15 protein-coding genes are annotated in these 15,555 nt (G+C 60.5%); 5 read left to right on the top strand and 10 right to left on the bottom strand.

Features of this window, described 5'->3' with window-relative positions:
- Positions 1 to 78: 78 nt before the first annotated feature.
- The 4 genes from LCH64_RS06785 to gpmI form a co-directional block, all read right to left on the bottom strand.
- A complete protein-coding gene (locus tag LCH64_RS06785) occupies positions 79 to 855 on the bottom strand; it encodes a divergent polysaccharide deacetylase family protein (RefSeq protein ID WP_226499817.1) in 777 nt (258 codons plus the stop codon).
- Between the two features lie 2 nt (positions 856 to 857).
- The gene (locus tag LCH64_RS06790; RefSeq protein ID WP_003220766.1) at positions 858 to 2,177 is read right to left on the bottom strand and encodes a S41 family peptidase; all 1,320 of its coding nucleotides are present in this window, start codon (positions 2,175 to 2,177) and stop codon (positions 858 to 860) included.
- A 31-nt stretch (positions 2,178 to 2,208) separates the two neighbouring features.
- Complete coding sequence (locus tag LCH64_RS06795) at positions 2,209 to 3,495, bottom strand: murein hydrolase activator EnvC (RefSeq protein ID WP_003220768.1); 1,287 nt, start codon at positions 3,493 to 3,495, stop codon at positions 2,209 to 2,211.
- A gap of 240 nt (positions 3,496 to 3,735) precedes the next feature.
- Positions 3,736 to 5,265, bottom strand: coding sequence for a 2,3-bisphosphoglycerate-independent phosphoglycerate mutase (gene gpmI / locus LCH64_RS06800; RefSeq protein ID WP_226499818.1), 1,530 nt, complete (start codon positions 5,263 to 5,265; stop codon positions 3,736 to 3,738).
- Positions 5,266 to 5,419: 154 nt separating this feature from the next.
- Between gpmI and LCH64_RS06805 the strand changes: the two genes are divergently transcribed.
- Genes LCH64_RS06805 through secB form a run of 3 tightly spaced genes read left to right on the top strand, consistent with a single transcriptional unit; the run spans position 5,420 to position 6,632 of the window.
- The gene (locus LCH64_RS06805) at positions 5,420 to 5,833 is read left to right on the top strand and encodes a rhodanese-like domain-containing protein (RefSeq protein WP_003220772.1); all 414 of its coding nucleotides are present in this window, start codon (positions 5,420 to 5,422) and stop codon (positions 5,831 to 5,833) included.
- Position 5,834: 1 nt separating this feature from the next.
- Entirely contained in the window at positions 5,835 to 6,089 is a 255-nt protein-coding gene (gene grxC, locus LCH64_RS06810) for a glutaredoxin 3 (protein ID WP_003220774.1), read from the top strand.
- 57 nt (positions 6,090 to 6,146) lie between these two features.
- Entirely contained in the window at positions 6,147 to 6,632 is a 486-nt protein-coding gene (gene secB, locus LCH64_RS06815) for a protein-export chaperone SecB (RefSeq protein ID WP_025110924.1), read from the top strand.
- Positions 6,633 to 6,763: 131 nt separating this feature from the next.
- Here the strand turns inward: secB and LCH64_RS06820 are convergent, their stop codons facing one another.
- Positions 6,764 to 7,219: a tRNA (cytidine(34)-2'-O)-methyltransferase gene (locus LCH64_RS06820; protein ID WP_003220777.1), complete on the bottom strand. Its 456-nt coding sequence runs from the start codon at positions 7,217 to 7,219 to the stop codon at positions 6,764 to 6,766.
- On the opposite strand from LCH64_RS06820, the gene LCH64_RS06825 reads away from it, so the two are divergent.
- Entirely contained in the window at positions 7,218 to 7,658 is a 441-nt protein-coding gene (locus tag LCH64_RS06825) for a hypothetical protein (RefSeq protein WP_226499819.1), read from the top strand. The genes LCH64_RS06820 and LCH64_RS06825 overlap by 2 nt on opposite strands.
- Positions 7,659 to 8,175: 517 nt before the next feature.
- Here the strand turns inward: LCH64_RS06825 and ntrC are convergent.
- The 5 genes from ntrC to glnA all read right to left on the bottom strand — a co-directional run bounded on the left by ntrC (position 8,176) and on the right by glnA (position 13,744).
- Complete coding sequence (ntrC, locus tag LCH64_RS06830; protein WP_103485265.1) at positions 8,176 to 9,612, bottom strand: nitrogen regulation protein NR(I); 1,437 nt, start codon at positions 9,610 to 9,612, stop codon at positions 8,176 to 8,178.
- Positions 9,609 to 10,694, bottom strand: a complete 1,086-nt coding sequence (gene glnL, locus LCH64_RS06835; protein ID WP_003220783.1) for a nitrogen regulation protein NR(II) — start codon at positions 10,692 to 10,694, stop codon at positions 9,609 to 9,611. Before glnL ends, ntrC begins: the two co-directional genes overlap by 4 nt.
- 231 nt (positions 10,695 to 10,925) lie before the next feature.
- Positions 10,926 to 11,543, bottom strand: coding sequence for a DUF4124 domain-containing protein (locus LCH64_RS06840; RefSeq protein WP_226499820.1), 618 nt, complete (start codon positions 11,541 to 11,543; stop codon positions 10,926 to 10,928).
- The gene (locus LCH64_RS06845; protein ID WP_226499821.1) at positions 11,540 to 12,052 is read right to left on the bottom strand and encodes a DUF4124 domain-containing protein; all 513 of its coding nucleotides are present in this window, start codon (positions 12,050 to 12,052) and stop codon (positions 11,540 to 11,542) included. Before LCH64_RS06845 ends, LCH64_RS06840 begins: the two co-directional genes overlap by 4 nt.
- Positions 12,053 to 12,337: 285 nt before the next feature.
- Positions 12,338 to 13,744, bottom strand: a complete 1,407-nt coding sequence (gene glnA, locus LCH64_RS06850; RefSeq protein ID WP_003220788.1) for a glutamate--ammonia ligase — start codon at positions 13,742 to 13,744, stop codon at positions 12,338 to 12,340.
- A 329-nt stretch (positions 13,745 to 14,073) separates the two neighbouring features.
- Here glnA and thiI point away from each other — a divergent pair, with 329 nt between their 5' ends.
- Entirely contained in the window at positions 14,074 to 15,528 is a 1,455-nt protein-coding gene (gene thiI, locus LCH64_RS06855) for a tRNA uracil 4-sulfurtransferase ThiI (protein ID WP_226499822.1), read from the top strand.
- The last annotated feature ends 27 nt before the right edge of the window (positions 15,529 to 15,555 follow it).

A 15,555-nucleotide genomic window follows, 5' to 3' on the forward strand; every position in this document is an offset into this window, starting at 1 on the left:
TTGTTGTTAGTGAATTTCCAAGGTGTTGCTATTTGTTGGATTCGGCGCGGGGTAATAAGAAGTTAATTAATTGGCCGGTTAGCGATAAATACCATTTTTCCCGTGTGCAGCGGTCGCCCTGTTGCTCCGCACGCTGATCATCTGCTTGATGTCGATCCACTCGATGCCCTGAGCTTTCAGCTTCGGCAATTCACGCTCCAACACTGTCAGCGTCTGCGGGTACGGGTGACCGATCATCACCGCCGATCCCTGTTTGCGCGCCAGGCTGATGGCTGTTTGCAGTTGGGTGAAAATCGCTGCTTCGGTGCGCTCGTCATCGAGGAATACATCCCGCGAAACGCTCGCCAGGTCGATTTTCTGTGCCTGCTGCGCCGCCACGGTTTGCGCACTGGTGCGGCTGTCGACGAAGAACTTGTGGCGGCGTTGCAACTCACCCATCAGCCACGCCATCGCCACCGGTTGCGCGGTCATGCGACTGCCCATGTGGTTGTTGATGCCCGCGGTGTAAGGGACCATTTTGAACGCGGCGTCGAGGCGCTTTTGCAGCTCTTCGAGCGGCAGTTCGGGGTGCCAGGCGTACGGGCCGGTGGCCGGATCCATCGGCATGTGCAGGATCACGATCTTGCCGGCGCGATGGGCTTCGCGGGCGAATTCGGTGGCGTGCGGCGTGTCGGGCATGATCGCCGTGGTCACCGGGCCGGGCAGGGCCAGCACGCGGCGATCCCGGGGCAGGTTCTGTCCCAGGTCGTCGATGATCAGCGTCAGATAGGCTTTTGGCGGGGTAGTGCTGGCGGGTTCTGCGTGCGCAGCACCCGCCAGACAGCACAGCAGGACGAAGAGGAAACGCAAAGACATCCTCAACGGCCGGACGTGATGCTCAGCCCTTTGAGCAGGCTCAGGGCCTGGGCCAGTTGGTAATCGTCATCCTGCGGCATGGCCTTGGCCTTCGCGCCGGAACCGGTCGGCTTGTCCGCGCCGCCGTTGCCGTTGCCCAGGTGGCCTTGCAGGTCGGCTTCCTTGAAGTAGTCGCCGTCCGCTTCGTTGGTGATCTTGGCCTTGCGCACTTCGATGTCCGGGACAATGCCCTGGGCCTGGATCGAGCGGCCGTTCGGCGTGAAGTACAGCGCCGTGGTGATCTTCAGCGCGCGGTCGTTGTTCAGCGGCAGCACGGTTTGCACCGAGCCTTTGCCGAAACTGGTGGTGCCCATGACCACCGCGCGTTTCTGGTCCTGCAGGGCACCGGCAACGATTTCCGACGCCGAGGCGCTGCCACCGTTGATCAGCACCACCATCGGCACCGCTTCGCTTTCGTCCTTGCCGGTGGCGGAGAAGCGCAGTTCGGAGTTGGCGATTCGGCCTTTGGTGTAGACGATCAGACCTTTCTTGATGAAGTGGTCGACCACTTCCACGGCCGCCTGCAACACACCGCCCGGGTTGTTGCGCAGGTCGAGGATGATGCCGTTGAGCTTTTTGCCGTTGTCTTTGCGCAGCTTGGCCAGGGCCTTGGAGACCTCCTCGCCGGTCTTGACCTGGAACTGGGTGATGCGGATGTAACCGTAGCCCGATTCCAGCAGCTGCGCCTTGACGCTCTTCACTTGAATCACCGCGCGCGCCAGGGTCACGTCGAACGGCGTGCCGCCGTCGCGCACCAGGGTCAGGGTGATCTTCTGGCCGATCTTGCCGCGCATCTTGTCCACGGCTTCGGTCATGGTCTGGCCGCGAGTCGGCTGACCGTTGATCTTGACGATGAAGTCGCCAGCCTGAATGCCAGCCTTGGACGCAGGCGTGTCGTCGATTGGCGACACGACTTTTATGAAGCCGTCTTCCGAGCCGACTTCGATACCGAGACCGCCGAATTCGCCGCTGGTGCTTTCCTGCAGCTCGGTGAAGTCTTCAGGGCCCAGATAGGCGGAGTGCGGGTCGAGGTTGCTGAGCATGCCTTTGATCGCGTTTTCCAGCAGGGTCTTGTCGTCTACCGGCTCGACATAGGCGGCTTTGATTCGATCCATGACCTCGGCAAAGGTACGCAACTCTTCCAGCGGCAGCGGTGCCTTGGCGGTCGCGGCAGTACCTGCCGGAGCGACGGCCGGGGCCGGTTGAGCAGCGAACGCCAGAGGCGCGCCGATCACCACAGCGATCGTCAGGGCCAGCGAGGTAAGGCGGGACAAATGCAGCATGTCGAACGAACTCCTGAATTAGGCGACGCGCTTATCCTTGCGCGTGACACCATTGCGCCGGATCACTCGGGTGACCCTGCTGACGAATTGCGAAATACAGCGCTGGTGTGTCCTGACCGCCACTGTTACCGACAGTGGAGATCGACTCACCGGCTTTTACTACGTCACCGGCCGACTTGAGCAGTGTCTGGTTGTGACCGTAAAGGCTCAGATAACCATTGCCGTGATCAAGGATCACCAGCAGCCCGGCGCCACGCAACCAGTCGGCGAACACCACGCGCCCGCCATGCACGGCATGCACCTGGCTGCCGGCAGCGGCGCTGATCATCACGCCATCCCACTTGGTCCGGGCATCGTCGCCACGGCTTTCGCCGAAGCGTGCCAGCAATCGACCATCAACCGGCCATGGAAGTTTTCCCCGGGTTGCGGCAAAAGGGCCGCCAAAGGTCTCGCCGCTGCTGGATACCAGTGCGCCGGGGGTTGATCTGGCGGGTTTTCGTGGGGCGTCGCTGTTTTCAGCCTGCGCCTCACGCAAACGCTTTTTTTCCGCTTCCTGCTGGGCGATCAGCGCTTTCTGCCGCGCTTCTTCTGCCTCACGAGCCTGGCGGGCCAGGGTTTCTTCAATGGTTTTAAGGACTTTAGACAGGTCTGCCTGATCCTGCTCGCGGGCGGCGAGTTTCTGGTCGCGGGCCTTCACATCATCGTTGAGCTTGGCGAGGACTTGCTGGCGTTCCTTGCGGACCTTTTCCAGCTCGTCGCGCTGGGTGTCGAGGCTGCTTTTCTGTACCAGCAATTGCGCCTGTTGCGTGGCGATGTCTTTTTCGACATTGGCCAGTTGGCGCAGGGTTTCGTTGAAGTTCTTCAACTGCTCCAGGCGGGCCTGGCTCAGGTAATCGTAATAGGTGAGGGTGCGGGCGAATTTCTCGGGATTCTGCTGGTTGAGCAGCAGCTTGAGGTATTCCTGACGGCCGTTCTGGTAGGCCGCGCGGGCCTGGATGGCGATCAGTCGCTGCTGTTCAGTGCGCGCGCTCTGGAGTTTTTTTTTCTCCGCATCGAGCCGCTGCAGCTCGGATTCGCTTTTCTTCAGCTCTTTCTGCAGGGCATCGACCTGCTTCTCGAGCTTGCCCATCTCGGTTTCAGTGCCCTTGAGCTCTTTCTGCACGCCGGATTTTTCTTCCTGCAGCTTGCCCAGCAGCTTTTTCAGCTCGGCAATGTCCTGACGCGTGGCATCCAGCTGCTGTTGGGTTTGCGCGCGCTCGTCAGCGAAGGCCGGTTGGAGCAGGCATGTCAGAGCGAGGGCGATCAGGACGCGGAGCATAGAGGCGGGCGGCACCAGGGTAATGGACGGCCTAGTATGCCCGCCCGAGGCTGCAAAAAAAACGCCCAATTGGGCTTGTGTGATAACTGGAGCAGATTCGGTAATAAAAATAGCGCAAAACCAATGTGGGAGCGGGCTTGCTCGCGAATGCGGGGCGTCAGTCAACATCAACGTTGCTGATACTCCGCATTCGCGAGCAAGCCCGCTCCCACAGGGTTTGGCGGTGTTTGATCTGGCGAACTACACCAGAATCGACGTACCAGTCATCTCAACTGGTTTCTCCAGACCCAGCAGCATCAGCATGGTTGGGGCCACGTCCGCCAATACGCCACCTGCGCGGACCTTGAGGTCACGCTTGCCGACGTAAATGAACGGCACCGGCTCGGTGGTGTGCGCGGTGTGCGCCTGGTGGGTTTCTTCATCGGCCATTTTTTCGACGTTGCCGTGGTCGGCGGTGATCAGCGCTTCGCCGCCAACCTTTTCCAGCGCCTCGACGATGCGCCCGACGCAGGTGTCCAGGCATTCCACGGCTTTCACCGCGGCGTCGAACACGCCGCTGTGGCCGACCATGTCGCCGTTGGCGTAGTTGACCACGATCACGTCGTAACGCTGATGCTCGATGGCATCGACGATGCGGTCGGTGACTTCCGGCGCGCTCATTTCCGGCTGCAGGTCGTAGGTGGCGACTTTCGGCGACGGGATCAGGATGCGCTCTTCACCCGGGAACGGCTCTTCACGGCCACCGGAGAAGAAGAAGGTCACGTGTGCATATTTTTCGGTTTCGGCGATGCGCAGCTGGGTCTTGCCGTTCTTCGCCAGATAGTCGCCAAGCACGTTTTCCAGGCTGCCGGCGGCGAAGGCCGATGGCGCAGGGATGCTGGCGGCGTATTGGGTCAGCATGACGAAACCGGCCAGTTTCGGCTGGCGCGCGCGCTCGAATTCCTTGAAATCGTCTTCGACGAATACGCGGGTCAGCTCGCGGGCACGGTCGGCGCGGAAGTTCATGAACACCACGGCGTCGCCGTCTTCGACCTTGACCGGCTCACCGATGGTGGTGGCTTTGACGAATTCGTCGCTCTCGCCACGGGCGTAGGCGGCTTCGAGGCCTTCCTGGGCCGTGGCGGCGTTGAATTCGGCGTTGCCGTCGACGATCAGGTTGTAGGCCTGGGATACGCGGTCCCAACGGTTGTCACGGTCCATCGCGAAGTAGCGACCGATGAGGCTGGCGATGCGGCCCTTGCCGAGCGCCTGGAAGGTTGCGTCGAGCAATTCGATCGACGACGCGGCGCTTTTCGGCGGGGTGTCGCGACCATCGAGGAAGGCGTGCAGGTAGATTTTTTCGGCGCCGCGCTTGAAGGCCAGTTCGGCCATCGCGACCAGGTGATCCTGATGGCTGTGCACGCCGCCATCGGACAGCAGGCCCATGAAATGCACGGCTTTGCCGGCGGCCACGGCTTTATCCACAGCGGCGCAGATGGTCGGGTTCTCGAAGAACTCGCCGTCGCGAATCGCTTTGGTCACGCGAGTGAAGTCCTGATACACCACGCGCCCGGCGCCGAGATTCATGTGACCGACTTCGGAGTTGCCCATCTGGCCGTCCGGCAGGCCGACGTCCATGCCGCTGCCGGAGATCAGGCCGTTCGGCACCGTGGCCCAGAGACGATCGAGCACAGGCTTCTTCGCCGCATACACGGCATTGGATTCGTGGCTGTCACTGTGACCGAAGCCGTCGAGAATCATCAGGACCAAAGGTTTAGGCGTGGTAGTCATGGAATCCACTCGTGGCTAATAAAGAAGAGGGCGTTGAAAAAGGGAGTGGCGAGTTTAATGCTTAGTTCCGACCACGTCACCGCCGGACGGGGTTTGGCCCACCCTAGGGGCTGTGTATACTGGCCGACATTTTAACGCCCTGGAACCTCCTTCGATGGTTGCTCACCTGATTGAATTTGCCACTAACCACTACATTCTTGTCGGTATCTTCGTCGTATTGCTGGCTTTGTTGCTGGCGCACACGATGCAGGGCGGCGGTAAAAGCCTGAGCACCGGCGAACTGACCGCACTGGTCAACAAGGACGCAGGCGTGGTGGTGGACATCCGTCCGGCGAAAGATTACGCCGCCGGCCATATCGTTGGCGCGATCAACATTCCTCAAGACAAACTGGCTGCGCGCATCGGCGAGCTGGAAAAGCACAAGGCCAAGACCATCATTCTGGTCGACGCTCTGGGCCAGACCGCTGGCACCCACGCTCGCGAGCTGATGAAATCCGGCTTCACCGCCGCCAAGCTGTCCGGCGGGATCTCCAGCTGGAAAGGCGACAACCTGCCGCTGGTGAAGTGATATGAGCGAAGTCATCGTCTACTCCAGCGATTACTGCCCTTACTGCATGCGAGCCAAGCAATTGCTCGCGAACAAAGGTGTGGCCTTCGAAGAGATCAAGGTCGATGGCAAGCCGCAGATTCGTGCTGCCATGAGCCAGAAGGCCGGACGCACGTCCGTGCCGCAGATCTGGATCGGCGAAAAGCACATCGGCGGTTGTGATGATTTGTATGCCCTGGAGCGTGCCGGCAAGCTCGACGCGCTGCTCAAGGCCTGAACGGCTGCACCCACGTACAGCAATCCCTAAAAGACCCAAGATCAGAAAGGATCTGAGATGACTGACCAACAGAACACTGCAGCCAGCGAAGAAGAAACCGCACCGCAATTCTCCTTGCAGCGCATCTATGTACGCGACCTGTCCTTCGAAGCCCCGAAAAGCCCGGCGATCTTCCGCCAGCAGTGGGACCCGACCGTCGGTCTGGATCTGAACACTCGCCAGAAAGAGCTGGAAGGCGATTTCTACGAAGTCGTGCTGACCTTGTCGGTTACCGTGAAAAACGGTGACGAAGTGGCCTTCATCGCTGAAGTGCAACAGGCCGGCATCTTCCTGATCAAGAACCTCGACGCGGCTTCGATGAGCCACACCCTGGGTGCGTTCTGCCCGAACATCCTGTTCCCGTACGCTCGCGAAACCCTGGACAGCCTGGTAACCCGTGGCTCGTTCCCGGCCCTGATGCTGGCTCCGGTGAACTTCGACGCCCTGTACGCGCAAGAGCTGCAGCGCATGCAGGCAGCGGGCGAGACGCCGACCGTTCAGTAAGAAGTCTGAGCGACGACGCAAGTCCAATGTGGGAGCGGGCTTGCTCGCGAAAGCGGTTTATCAGGCGACATCAATGTCATCTGATACGACGCCTTCGCGAGCAAGCCCGCTCCCACATTTGTTATGTGCTCTTATTTGAAGTCGTTCTGCCGCCACGCTTCGTACACGGCCACCGCCACGGTGTTGGACAGGTTCAGGCTGCGGCAGCCTTCACGCATCGGCAGGCGCAGGCGCTGTTCGGCGGGCAGGGCGTCCAGCACTTCTGGCGGCAAGCCACGGCTTTCCGGGCCGAAGATGAACGCATCGCCCGGGACGAACGCGGCATCGTGAAACGGCCGCGAACCTTTGGTGGTAAAGGCGAACAGCCGTGGGTTGCCGAGGCTTTCAAGGCAACTGGCGAGGTCGGCGTGGCGCTGCAACGTGGCATATTCGTGGTAGTCGAGACCGGCCCGGCGCAAGCGCTTGTCGTCCATCTCGAAACCCAGCGGTTCGATCAAATGCAGGTGGCAGCCGCTGTTGGCGCACAGCCTGATAACGTTGCCGGTGTTCGGCGGAATTTCTGGTTGAAAAAGGATGACGTGAAACATGCACGGCTCCGAAGGTAAAGATGACGCGCATTCTACGCCGCAAGCCGACCCGCGTTCGAAACTATTCCCGCGGGTGATCGGTTCGCTGGCGATTTTCGGCTTGATGGTCGGCTTGATGATCGGTCGCCTGACCACGCCGGATCCGACTGTGCTGCAGCAGGTTGAGGTGACCGCTGTCGGCCTGGTGGTGTGGTTCAACAACGAACCGCAGCTGCACGGCGAAATCATCGACGGCACCGTGGCCCTGTTGTTTCAGGCAGAGGGCAAGGCGCAGAAGGGGCAGCTTAAGCTCAACGGCAAGGACGTGAACTGGCGAACGCGGGTGAGTGACGGTGGGTTGTTGCTGACGGTGCTGGCGGCGCGGCCGCTGCAAGGGGAGTGGGCCGGGAGCAAGGTCGATGACCGCTGGCGGCTGGAGATCCATCTCCGGGAGCAATAAAAGCGGGAATCCCCGGCCTGCCTGTACCAGGGTTCCCAAAACGGGGTGGACTTCGCTGCGAGCGTCGGTCCGGTGTAAAGAGGGAACCCCCGGCCTGCCTGTACCAAGGATCCCAAAAGGGTGGGCGCATCGCGTTGGCGCTGTGAGCCCGGTGTAAAGAGGGGATTCCCCGGCCTGCCTGTACCAAGGTCCCCGAAACGGGTGGTGAATCGAATCACCTATAAGCGTTATTGCAGGGCGCGTGCCAGTTTTAGTATTTCGAAACAGAAAAAAGACTCAGATGCGCGAAAGCCCCGTAAATCGGGGCTTTCGTGTTTTTGCTGGCTGGGTTTTTCAGCCTTGCCTGGATGGTTTTTGCACAGTCTGCGATGCCCGATCACGGGTCATCGTGCATCCATGCGGTGCACGCAGGCCTGAAAGCATCGCGAGCAGGCTCACTCCTACAGTTGAAATGCGTTTCCTTGTAGGAGTGAGCCTGCTCGCGAATGGATGTAACGGGCGGCGATGAACTCAGTGCCTAACCCTCATCCCCCTCATCCTCGTCCCCGCCATCCACCTTCATCCCCAATTCCTTGATCTTGCGCGTCAGGGTGTTGCGCCCCCAGCCAAGCAATACCGCCGCATCGCGCCGCCGACCGGCGGTGTGCTTCAGCGCAGTCTCGATCATGATCCGCTCGAACGCCGGCACTGCGCTGTCGAGCAGGCTCGACTGGCCGCGGGCCAATGCTTGATCGGCCCACTGGCGCAGCGCTTGTTCCCAGTTGGTCACCGGCGCCGAATCCTGCGGCAGGCTCAGCAGCTCCGGTGGCAGGTCACTGATGTGCACTTCGCGCCCGGACGCCATCACAGTGATCCAGCGGCAGGTGTTCTCCAGCTGGCGCACGTTGCCGCCCCACGGCAGGTTTTTCAGGTATTCCTCGGTCTCGCTCTTCAGCAGCTTCGGCTCCACCGCCAGTTCTTGCGCGGCGCGGCTGAGGAAATGCTTGGCGAGGGTCGGGATGTCTTCGCGACGGTCCGACAGGCGTGGAATGTGGATGCGGATCACGTTGAGGCGGTGGAACAAGTCCTCACGGAATTTCCCGGCATGCACCAGGGTTTCCAGATTCTGGTGAGTCGCGGCGATGATCCGCACGTCGACCTTGACCGGCACATGGCCGCCGACGCGATAGAACTCACCGTCCGCCAGCACCCGCAGCAAACGGGTCTGAGTATCGGCCGGCATGTCGCCGATTTCGTCGAGGAACAGCGTGCCGCCGTCAGCCTGTTCGAAGCGCCCGCGCCGCAGGTTGGCCGCGCCGGTGAACGCGCCTTTCTCGTGGCCGAACAGCTCGGATTCCATCAGGTCTTTCGGGATCGCCGCCATGTTCAGCGCGATGAACGGCGAGGCCGCGCGCGGGCTGTGGCGGTGCAGGGCGTGCGCCACCAGCTCTTTACCGGTGCCGGATTCGCCGTTGATCAGCACGGTGATGTTGGAATGGCTCAAGCGGCCGATGGCGCGAAACACTTCTTGCATCGCCGGTGCTTCGCCGATGATTTCCGGCGTGCGGGTCAGCGCCGGCACCACTTCCAGGCCTTGCTGTTCCTGTGCGTGCTGGTTCGCGCGTTTGACCAGCGATACCGCCTCGTCCACGTCGAAAGGCTTGGGCAGGTATTCGAACGCGCCGCCCTGATAGGAGGCGACGGCGCTGTCCAGGTCGGAGTGAGCGGTCATGATGATGACCGGCAACCGAGGATGCTGTTCGCGGATGCGCGCCAGCAGGTCGAGGCCACTGGCGCCCGGCATGCGGATATCGGAAATGATCACATCAGGCTGCTGACGGGCCAGACGACTCATCACGCCATCGGCGCTGTCGAAGCTCTGGGTGGTCATGCCTTCCTGCTGCAAGGCCTTTTCCAGAACCCAACGGATAGAACGGTCGTCATCGACGATCCACACGGTTTCACTACGGCTCATGTCGATGTGGCTCCTTGTTCCAGTGGCAGAAAGATCGAGAACGTGGTGTGGCCGGGGTGGCTGTCACACTCGATCAGGCCCTGGTGCTGGCTGATGATGTTCTGGGTAATGGCCAGGCCCAGCCCGGTACCGTCCGGACGGCCGCTGACCATGGGAAAGAAAATGGTTTCCTGAAGTTCTGCAGGGATCCCCGGTCCGTTGTCGATGATCTCGATCTTGGTCACCAGGCGATGACGGACGTGGCCGATGGTGAACTGGCGCATGGTCCGGGTGCGCAGGCTGATGCGACCCAGACGCAGCTCGTTCTGGCTGCTGATCGCCTGCATCGCGTTGCGCACGATGTTCAGTACGGCCTGAATCATTTGTTCGCGGTCGATCAGGACGTCGGGAATGCTCGGGTCGTAGTCGCGCACCAAGGTGATGCAGCCCTGGCTTTCCGCTTCGACCAGTTGGCTGACGCGCTCCAGCACTTCGTGAACGTTGCACAGCGCGAGTGACGGCAGCTTGTTGGAGCCGAGCATGCGGTCGACCAGATTGCGCAGGCGGTCGGCCTCTTCGATGATCACATTGGTGTAGTCGCGCAGACTGTCTTCCGGCAGCTCACGGGCCAGCAACTGCGCCGCACCACGGATACCGCCGAGCGGATTCTTGATCTCGTGGGCCAGGCCGCGCACCAGCATCTTGCTGGTTTCCTGTTTGGACAGCTGCGCCTCTTCCTTGGTGATCCGCAGCAGGCGATCACGCGGGTGCACTTCCAGCAGGAGCATGGTCGCGCCGTTGCTGAGGATTGGCGTCACCGCGTAGTCCACGGTCAGGGTCTGGCCGGTGAGGGCGGTGAGCATCGCTTCGCGTTTGGTGAACGGGTGTGCCTGTTCGACCGCCTGCCGCAGCGAGTTGAGCGCCTCGGTGGACTCGGTGAACAGCTCGCTGATGAACTGGCCATGACTGCGCTGGCCGCTGATGGCCAGCAGCATCTCGGCCGCCGGGTTCATGTACTCAAGGCGCAATTCGGCGTCGAGCAGGATAGTGGCGGTGGTCAGGTTGTCGAGCAGCAAACGGTGGATTGCGTCGCTAATAGTCATCGGAGCCTCTTTTGGGGGCGGAGCGTGCGCAAGAAGCAGGCGTCGTTAAACGGAAAATGCAAAAACCAAACCAAGGCTCCGAAAAGAAGCGTTCAACCCGTGAAACAGGCGTTTGACGCTCGTTTGCGTGGCGCCATTGCCGCCGGAACGGGAAGTTTCGAACCAAAATGGGTTGGGATGTGGGTACGGTGCAACCTTATGCACCAATATAGTGCGCAAAGCTGAACGGCGTTAGAAGAAACGCAGGAAGGGATTTTTTTCTTCGAGGGGTTTGTCTTTCAGCGGACATTCCGGGCGCACGCCGTAGTCCTCGCTGACACAGGGTTTGACCTGGCGTTTCTGCGCCAGCGAGATGCGCAGCATGTGGAACGGTTGGTTGGCGGTGCGCTCGACGATGCGACCCTCGGCATCGAGGATTTCCACCGACAGGTTGTGGCTGCCACGGTCGACGTTACTCAATGGGAATACCGGACTCAGGCCCGGCTCGCCAGTGGCCTGGCCGTCGAGCAGCAGGCGATAGCGATGGCCCTGTTGCAAACCGGGTTCGCTGGTGACACTGACGATCACTTCGCCCGCGCTACTGCGAATGGTCGCGTCCGGCTCGGGAATCAGGATGCGCAGCATGTCGTAGTGGAACAGCGGTTGTTCCGCGACCTTTTTTGCAGCGCTGATCGGTGCTGCAGCCGTGGGGTTGGCCGACATGCGATTACTGGTCGCGATAGGTACGCGCTTGGCGTTGCCGCGCGGCTGGTCGGTGTAGACGCGATTGCCCTGGGCGTCGACATAGGTGAAGACCTCGGCGTGCACGGGCAGGGCGCACAGGCACAGGATCAGCCAGAAAATCCTCACGGCTTGTGCACTCGCTGCACGGTGAACACCACCGCCGGGCTCTGCTGGATGATCGCTTCACCGTCGATCACCTGCACCGCGAGACGATGCTCGCCGCGATCGACATTCACCAGTTGCAGGATCGGCACGTTGCTCGGCTGGCCGTAGGGCGCGTCGTCCAGTACCAGCCTTAGCTGGTGCGGCGCCTGCAGGCGCGGCTTGATCAGCACATTGACGGTGAAGGTGCCGTTGTTGGCGCGCAGGGCTTCTTCGCTGGGCAGGCCGGTCAGTTCCAGCACTTCATAAGCACTGCGTGCCGCTGGGCGCGTGTCCGTGCTTGAAGGCGCTGGCGCGCTCGGTGCCTGTGGCTCGACGCGGTTGAGTGGCGGCAACTCGACCGGCTGCGCCTGAACACCGTCCGGCGAGTGATCGCTGTACACCGTGTTGCCGTTGGCGTCGGTGTACTTGTAGATCTGCGCGGCGGCGGGCAGGGCGATCAGCAGCAGGAGGTAGAGAAAGGTGCGACCCATGAAATCGACCGGCAATGAAAACGATGGGATGCAGCATAGGCTAGGTGCAGCGGTTGGCCCAACCCTGGACATATCCGCAAATCATTCAGGCGCTGCAATGCCCCTGTGGGAGCGGGCTTGCTCGCGAATGCGGTCGGTCGTTGAAGATGATGGTGGCTGACACGACGCCTTCGCGAGCAAGCCCGCTCCCACAGGGTCGTGCGGCGCCAACGAAATCCGCGCAATAAAAAAGGCCTCCCGAAGGAGGCCTCTTTTTGTCACGCCGCGTAGCGCGGCGCTACCGGATCAGCAGCTGTAGTACAGCTCATATTCCAGTGGGTGTACGAAGGTGCGGACCTTGATTTCTTCTTCGGATTTCAGCGCGATGTAAGCGTCGATGAAGTCGTCGGAGAACACGCCGCCCTTGGTCAGGAACGCACGGCCCTTGTCCAGCTCTTCCAGGGCTTCTTTCAGGCTGCCGCAAACTTGTGGGATCTCTTTCGCCTCTTCAGGCGGCAGGTCGTACAGGTTTTTGTCAGCGGCATCGCCTGGGTGGATCTTGTTCTGGATACCGTCCAGGCCGGCCATCAGCAGAGCTGCGAAAGCCAGGTACGGGTTGGCAGCCGGATCCGGGAAACGGGCTTCGATACGACGGCCGCGTGGGCTGTTGACGTAAGGAATACGGATCGAGGCGGAACGGTTGCGCGCCGAGTAGGCCAGCATCACCGGCGCTTCGAAACCTGGCACCAGACGCTTGTAGGAGTTGGTGGCCGGGTTGGTGAAGCCGTTCAGGGCCTTACCGTGCTTGATGATACCTCCGATGAAGTACAGGGCGGTTTCGGACAGGCCGGCATAGCCTTCACCTGCGAAGGTGTTCTTGCCGTCTTTGGCGATGGACATGTGTACGTGCATGCCCGAGCCGTTGTCGCCGTACAGTGGCTTCGGCATGAAGGTCGCGGTGCGGCCGTATGCGTCGGCAACGTTGTGCACAACGTATTTCAGCGTCTGAACTTCGTCAGCTTTCTTCACCAGGGTGTTGAACTTGACACCGATTTCGTTCTGACCGGCAGTCGCCACTTCGTGGTGGTGAACTTCAACGGTCTGGCCCATCTCTTCCAGTGCGTTGCACATGGCAGTACGGATTTCGTGGTCGTGGTCGAACGGCGGAACCGGGAAGTAGCCGCCTTTGATACCTGGACGGTGGCCTTTGTTGCCGCCTTCGATGTCCTGGTCGGACATCCACGAGCCTTGTTCGGAGTAGATCTTGAACATCGAACCGGAGATGTCGGACTTGAACTTCACTTCGTCGAAGATGAAGAATTCTGGCTCTGGACCGGCGAAGACGGTGTCACCGATACCGGTGGTCTTCAGGTATTCCTCGGCACGGTGAGCGATGGCGCGCGGGTCGCGATCGTAACCTTGCATGGTCGACGGTTCGATGATGTCGCAAACCAGGATCAGGGTTGCGTCTTCGGTGAACGGGTCGAGAACGGCAGTGTCGTCGTCCGGCAGCAGGATCATGTCGGAGGCTTCGATGCCTTTCCAGCCAGCGATGGAGGAACCGTCGAACATCTTGCCGACTTCGAAGAAGTCGTCTTCCAGCGCATCGCGAGCCGGCATGGTCACGTGGTGCTGAGTGCCTTTGGTGTCCGTGAAGCGCAGATCAATCCACTTGACGTCATGATCTTTGATGAGTTGAACCGACTTCGACATAGTGTCCTCCGGGGTGGCTTAGGGCTTGGTAGTGGATGCCCTTAATATGGGTGATGCCGGCGCAGATACTCTGCCAAGGCAACCTGCCTCACAAGGGAGCAAATTGCATGCCAGTGCCCCAGCATGGGTTTTTTGCCCCAAATTCACGCTTTCACAGGAGGAAAGCGCCATAAAGGCGAAAATCTCGCCCTTTAATGTAGCGTCTTAAATCAAAAATGACCCGTTTTGGTGCAAGTGAAACCTTCTGCATATTAACTGGTTAAACCTTGAGCAATTTCCGCTATAATCCGCGCCCCCCTTTTTCGGCTGGCCCTGCGCGCGCTGTTTTCATGAAACTAATCGTAAAAGTCTTCCCCGAGATCACCATCAAAAGCCGCCCTGTCCGGATGCGTTTCATCCGCCAGCTGGCCAAGAACATCCGCGCCGTGCTCCGCGATCTGGACCCGGCCGTGGTGGTGAACGGTGTGTGGGACAATCTCGAGCTGGAAACCCGCGTTACCGACCCCAAAGCCTTGAAAGAGATGGGCGAGCGCCTGACTTGCACTCCGGGTGTCGCGCACTTTCTGCAGATCGACGAGTACCCGCTGGGCGACTTCGACGACATCACCGAGAAGTGCAAACAGCACTACGGCGATGTGCTGGCCGGGAAGATTTTCTCGGTGCGCTGCAAGCGTGCAGGCAAGCATCCGTTCAGCTCGATGGACGTTGAAAAATACGTCGGCAGCAAGCTGCGTCGTGAGTGCGGTGCGGCCGGAATCGACCTCAAAGACCCGCAAATCGAAGTTCGCATCGAAGTTCGCGACCAACGGTTGTTTGTCATTCACAGCCAGCACAACGGCATCGGCGGATATCCGCTCGGCGCCCTGGAGCAGACGCTGGTATTGATGTCCGGCGGCTTTGACTCGACGGTTGCCGCGTACCAGATCATGCGCCGCGGCCTGATGGCGCATTTCTGCTTCTTCAATCTGGGCGGGCGTGCCCACGAATTGGGCGTGATGGAAGTCGCGCATTTCATCTGGAAGAAGTACGGCAGCTCGCAACGCGTGCTATTTGTCAGTGTTCCGTTCGAAGAAGTGCTGGGCGAAATTCTCGGCAAAGTCGATAACAGTCATATGGGCGTCGTATTGAAGCGTATGATGTTGCGCGCATCGTCGGCCATCGCCGATCGGCTGCACATCGATGCGCTGGTCACCGGCGAAGCGATTTCCCAGGTATCGAGCCAGACGCTGCCGAACCTGTCGGTGATCGACTGTGTGACCGACAAGCTGGTCCTGCGCCCACTGATCGTCGCGCACAAGCAGGACATCATCGACACGGCCAACGAGATCGGCACCGCCGATTTCGCCCGGCACATGCCGGAGTACTGCGGGGTCATCTCGGTCAATCCGAAGACCGCCGCCAAGCGCCACCGTGTTGAGCACGAAGAGAAAGAATTCGACATGGCGGTTCTCGAGCGTGCGCTCGAAAACGCCAAACTGGTGCCGATCGATCGAGTGATCGACGAATTGGGCCAGGATTTGCAGATCGAAGAAGTCGGCGAAGCGCTGGCCGGTCAGATCGTTATCGACATCCGTCACCCGGATGCGGCCGAGGATGACCCGCTGGAACTTGCCGGCATAGAAGTACAGACGATGCCGTTCTATGCAGTGAACGCTCGTTTCAAGGAGCTGGATCCGACTCGCCAGTACCTGCTGTATTGCGACAAAGGCGTGATGAGTCGCCTGCATGCTCACCATTTGCTCAGTGAGGGGCATGCCAATGTGCGCGTTTATCGACCGAGCTAAGTGCCCGGGGCTGTTTGCCTGTGGCCT

Origin of the sequence: Pseudomonas sp. MWU16-30322 (assembly GCF_020515535.1) — a bacterium.
Taxonomy (GTDB): domain Bacteria; phylum Pseudomonadota; class Gammaproteobacteria; order Pseudomonadales; family Pseudomonadaceae; genus Aquipseudomonas; species Aquipseudomonas fluorescens_H.

Bases quoted from the DNA above. Each gene is read 5' to 3' on its own strand.
- LCH64_RS06785 (WP_226499817.1), bottom strand. From the start codon at position 855: ATGTCTTTGCGTTTCCTCTTCGTCCTGCTGTGCTGTCTGGCGGGTGCT.
- LCH64_RS06790 (WP_003220766.1), bottom strand. From the start codon at position 2,177: ATGCTGCATTTGTCCCGCCTTACCTCGCTGGCCCTGACGATCGCTGTG.
- LCH64_RS06795 (WP_003220768.1), bottom strand. From the start codon at position 3,495: ATGCTCCGCGTCCTGATCGCCCTCGCTCTGACATGCCTGCTCCAACCG.
- gpmI (WP_226499818.1), bottom strand. From the start codon at position 5,265: ATGACTACCACGCCTAAACCTTTGGTCCTGATGATTCTCGACGGCTTC.
- LCH64_RS06805 (WP_003220772.1), top strand. From the start codon at position 5,420: ATGGTTGCTCACCTGATTGAATTTGCCACTAACCACTACATTCTTGTC.
- grxC (WP_003220774.1), top strand. From the start codon at position 5,835: ATGAGCGAAGTCATCGTCTACTCCAGCGATTACTGCCCTTACTGCATG.
- secB (WP_025110924.1), top strand. From the start codon at position 6,147: ATGACTGACCAACAGAACACTGCAGCCAGCGAAGAAGAAACCGCACCG.
- LCH64_RS06825 (WP_226499819.1), top strand. From the start codon at position 7,218: ATGCACGGCTCCGAAGGTAAAGATGACGCGCATTCTACGCCGCAAGCC.
- LCH64_RS06820 (WP_003220777.1), bottom strand. From the start codon at position 7,219: ATGTTTCACGTCATCCTTTTTCAACCAGAAATTCCGCCGAACACCGGC.
- ntrC (WP_103485265.1), bottom strand. From the start codon at position 9,612: ATGAGCCGTAGTGAAACCGTGTGGATCGTCGATGACGACCGTTCTATC.
- glnL (WP_003220783.1), bottom strand. From the start codon at position 10,694: ATGACTATTAGCGACGCAATCCACCGTTTGCTGCTCGACAACCTGACC.
- LCH64_RS06845 (WP_226499821.1), bottom strand. From the start codon at position 12,052: ATGGGTCGCACCTTTCTCTACCTCCTGCTGCTGATCGCCCTGCCCGCC.
- glnA (WP_003220788.1), bottom strand. From the start codon at position 13,744: ATGTCGAAGTCGGTTCAACTCATCAAAGATCATGACGTCAAGTGGATT.
- thiI (WP_226499822.1), top strand. From the start codon at position 14,074: ATGAAACTAATCGTAAAAGTCTTCCCCGAGATCACCATCAAAAGCCGC.